General features: G+C 49.2%; 4 protein-coding genes. All 4 read left to right on the top strand.

Going from position 1 to position 3,986, the window contains the following annotated elements:
* A partial coding sequence (locus tag ACO6V1_RS22745; protein WP_422468763.1) for an RAP domain-containing protein occupies positions 1–902 on the top strand: 902 nt, incomplete at its 5' end.
* A gap of 51 nt (positions 903–953) precedes the next feature.
* Positions 954–2,033 carry a hypothetical protein gene (locus tag ACO6V1_RS22740; RefSeq protein ID WP_422461574.1) on the top strand — a complete coding sequence of 360 codons (1,080 nt, stop codon included), beginning with the start codon at positions 954–956 and terminating at the stop codon, positions 2,031–2,033.
* Positions 1,987–3,702, top strand: coding sequence for a DUF1601 domain-containing protein (locus ACO6V1_RS22735; protein WP_422468761.1), 1,716 nt, complete (start codon positions 1,987–1,989; stop codon positions 3,700–3,702). The genes ACO6V1_RS22740 and ACO6V1_RS22735 overlap by 47 nt, the downstream gene beginning before the upstream one ends.
* A 73-nt stretch (positions 3,703–3,775) precedes the next feature.
* Positions 3,776–3,986 (top strand): IS4/Tn5 family transposase DNA-binding protein (locus tag ACO6V1_RS22730; protein ID WP_422468759.1); only part of this gene is annotated, 211 nt, incomplete at its 3' end.

The raw sequence follows: 3,986 nt of genomic DNA, 5'->3' as shown, positions 1-3,986 counted from the left end.
AAGACCAATTTAATGACCAGGGCATCGCCAACCTGCTGTGGGCTATGGCGAAACTGGGTGAACTCGTTGACCTGAACGTGGTTACATCCACGTTCGAATCGCTTGTCTACCGAATCAGTGACAATCCTCAGCTCTCTCAGCAAGACATATTTATGTCTCTCTGGGGGTTAATGGTATGCTGTGCCAGATTTGCTCTGGTCTCTGATGCCAACAAAAATAACTGGCTTGAAAAGCACATGGATGGCCTGTTTACCCGTCTGGAAAATACATTCCTGCACAATGAAGAGGATCAACGCATCATTGCCATGGCCGCCAGTTGGCTTGGGAGAGCGTGCCCGTTCGTCCCTCATTACCAGACTATCAGGTCAAAACCTCAATCCGACTTCCGTGATCAACTCCAATCATGCTTTCCCTCTTTGCAGATTGAAGAAGAAAAGAGTCTGAATTCACTGCCTCCGGTTGACCTGCTCCTGCCAGATCACAACATGGTGATTGAAGTTCAGGGGCCCTCTCATTACGTGGGTGGTGATTTCAACACCAGGAATGGTTCGACTCTGCTGAAAATCGCACTGTTGCAAAAAGCAGGATTTGAGGTCATTGAAATTCCGGTTAACAGGCTTTGGAATCAGGATTTAATGAAACCATACATTGATCAAATAAAGACCAGGACAGGCATACCGCCACAAGGGCATGGCTCTGTATCACTTAAAAGAAGGTGGGCAGATGCGCCATACGTTACTGCTGATAAAGGCAGGCAACCCTCAGATCACGGTCACTTAACCGCCGAAGAACATTTACAAGAACAAACCCGCAAACCAGCCAAGAGGAAGAAAAAAACAGCCAGTAATCCCCTCCCTTCGATCCAGAAACCGTTTTCACATTCCTGCAAAATGAACTTCTGAACAGAACCGCAGTCTGCTTTTTATATTCTCATGAATTAATGAAATATAGTTATGAATAGATGCTCTGCTGGTATCAGTGATCAATACGCAAGATCAGGTAATGATGACAACCAGCCGGATAACCATACCGCTTCTGCAAGGGGTGGACGATATAGACAGTGTACAGTCAGACATCGGAATAATCCTTCCCATCCTGCCCCGGGGCACAATGAATTTTACTATTCACCTGACGCATGCCCTCCTCAAAATCTACTGCACCGTTCAGTAAACCTTGCTCAAGATTTTAATGCCCTCATAAAAGAAGAAATAATCATTGGCTGGGTGAATAAATCGGATCGTTTCGGTGATCGCTATGATGGGAGAGATCACGGCCTATATGCCAGTTCAATTAAAAAATACACGTCAGCTGCTAAAAGACCATTAAATCGAGACGAACAAAGCCAGCTGATACCTTTACTGCAAAATTTTTCCGTAACACGAAGCTGGAATTGGCGAAGCCTGACGACAACACTGCATTCATTGACTTCAGCGGGTGTATTTACCCCTCATAAGCCCATGGAGGAGCGGGTTAAGCGTACTCAAGCGGCCTTACTGTCAACGCTACTTGATGCCATCATATTCAAGTGCAACCAAAAACCTCCAGCCAGGGATATTGATGCCCAGGGTGTCGTCAACCTGCTGTGGGTCATGGCAAAACTGGTAGACAGCGAGCAGGAGCAAAAACCAGGACTCAACAAAGCTGTGGCCGCACTGTTGCCCCTTGTGAACACCCAAAAAGACCAATTTAATGCCCAGGGCATCAGCAACCTGCTGTGGGCCATGGCGAAACTGGTGGACAACGGGCAGCAGTTGGCACCAGAGCTTAACCAGGCCGTGGCTGCGCTACTGCCCCGCGTGAACGCACAGAAAAACCAATTTAATGCCCAGGGCATTGCCAACCTGCTGTGGGCCATGGCGAAACTGGTGGATAACAGACATGAGTTAACACCAGGGCTCAACGAGGCTGTGGCCAAACTGTTGCCCCACCTGAACGCAAAAAAAAAACCAATTTATTCCTCAGCATATCGCCAACCTGCTGTGGGCCGTGGCAAAACTGGTGGACAACGGGCTGGAACAGACAGCAGAACTTAACAAGGCCGTGGCCGCGCTGTTGCCCCTCGTGAACGCAAAAAAAAACCAATTTATTCCTCAGCATATCGCCAACCTGCTGTGGGCCATGGCAAAACTGGTGGACAACGGGCAGGAGCAAACCCCAGAACTCAACAAGGCCGTGGCCGCGCTGTTGCCCTTCGTGAACGCACAGAAAGCTAACTTTAAACCTCAGGAAATCACCAACCTGCTGTGGGCCCTGGCGAAACGGGTGGACAACGGGCAGGAGCGGACACCAGGGCTCAAAGAGACTGTGGCCGCGCTGTTGCCCCAAGTGAGCGCACCAAACAACCAATTTATTCCTCAGCATATTGCCAACCTGCTGTGGGCCATGGCGAAACTGGTGGACAACGGGCAGGAGCAGACACCAGAGCTCAAAGCCGCCCTGGCCGTACTGTTTACCGGCGTGAATGCACAGAAAAATCAATTTAACCCTCAGCATATTGCCAACCTGCTATGGGCCATGGCGAAACTGGTGGAAAATGGGCTGGAGCAAACACTAGAGCTGCACAGGGCCGTGGCCGCGCTGCTGCAACATGTGAATGTACAGAAAAACCTATTTAATGCCCAGGATATCGCCAACCTGCTGTGGGCCATGGCGAAACTGGCGGACAACGGGGCGTTGATATCAGGGCTCAACGAGGCCGTGGCCGCGCTGTTGCCACGCGTCAACACAGAGCAAGCTAACTTTAAACCACAGGAAATCGCCAACCTTGTGTGGGCCATGGCGAAACTGGTGGATAACGGGGAGTGGACATCAGAGCTCAGCGAGGCCGTGACCGTGCTATTGCGCCATGTGAACACCCAGAAAGCGAACTTTAAACCACGGGAAATCACCAACCTGCTGTGGGCCACGGCGAAACTGGGTGAGTTCGTTGAGCTGAACGTGGCTACCTCTGTGTTTGAATCGCTTGTTTACCGAATCAGTGAAAATCTTCAGCTCTCACAGCAAGACATATTGATGTCGCTCTGGGGAGTAATGGTCTGCTGTGCCAGATTGTCTCTGAACTCCAATAACAATAACTGGCTTGAACCGCACATCGATGAGCTGTTTACTCGTCTGGAAAACACCTCCCCGGACAATAAAGAAGATCAATCCATCATTGCCATGGCCGCAAGCTGGCTTCGCAGGACGTGTCCGTTCGTCCCCCATTACCCGACAACCATTTCAAAACCTCAGGCCGACTTCTGCGCTCAGCTCCAATCATCCATTCCCTCTTTGCGGATTGAAGAAGAAAAGTGTTTGAACTCATTACCTCCGGTTGACCTGCTACTGCCAGATCACAACATGGTGATTGAAGTGCAGGGACCATATCATTACGTGGGTGGTGATTTCACAACCAGGAATGGTTCGACTCTGCTGAAAATCGCACTGTTGCAAAAAGCAGGATTTGAGGTGATTGAAATTTCGGTTAACAGGCTTTTGAATCAGGATTTAATGAAACCATACATTGATCAAATAAAGGCCAGGATAGGCATCCCGCCACAGGGGCATGGCTCTGTATCACTTAAAAGAAGGTGGGCAGATGCGGCATACATTATTGCTGATAAAGGCAGGCAACCCACAGATCACGGTTACTTAAACGCAGAAGAGCATTTAGAAGAGCAAACCGACAAACCTGCAAAGAGGAAGAAAACAAACAGCCAGTAATCCCCTCCCTTCGACCTGTCTCTTAGTCACAACTTCTATACTTGACTTATCCTTTCTGAGATAGGTCAAGACTATGTTTACACCACTACCTCTTCAGCAATGGGCTGAACATACTTTCAAGTGCTCAGACTTAGGTGACAAGCGTCGTACAAAAAGACTAACTCATGTAGCCGCTGAGCTGGCTGCCCACACGGGCTCATCTTTAGCCTCCTCTTGTGAAAGCAACCTTGCAGTGGTTGAAGGTGCCTATCGATTTATTGGAAATGAAGCTGTAGAACCGGATG

The organism is Endozoicomonas sp. ALC013, assembly GCF_049310205.1.
GTDB lineage: Bacteria > Pseudomonadota > Gammaproteobacteria > Pseudomonadales > Endozoicomonadaceae > Endozoicomonas.
This window is presented reverse-complemented; position numbering and strand designations above follow the sequence as displayed.

Bases quoted from the DNA above. Each gene is read 5' to 3' on its own strand.
- ACO6V1_RS22740 (WP_422461574.1), top strand. From the start codon at position 954: ATGAATAGATGCTCTGCTGGTATCAGTGATCAATACGCAAGATCAGGT.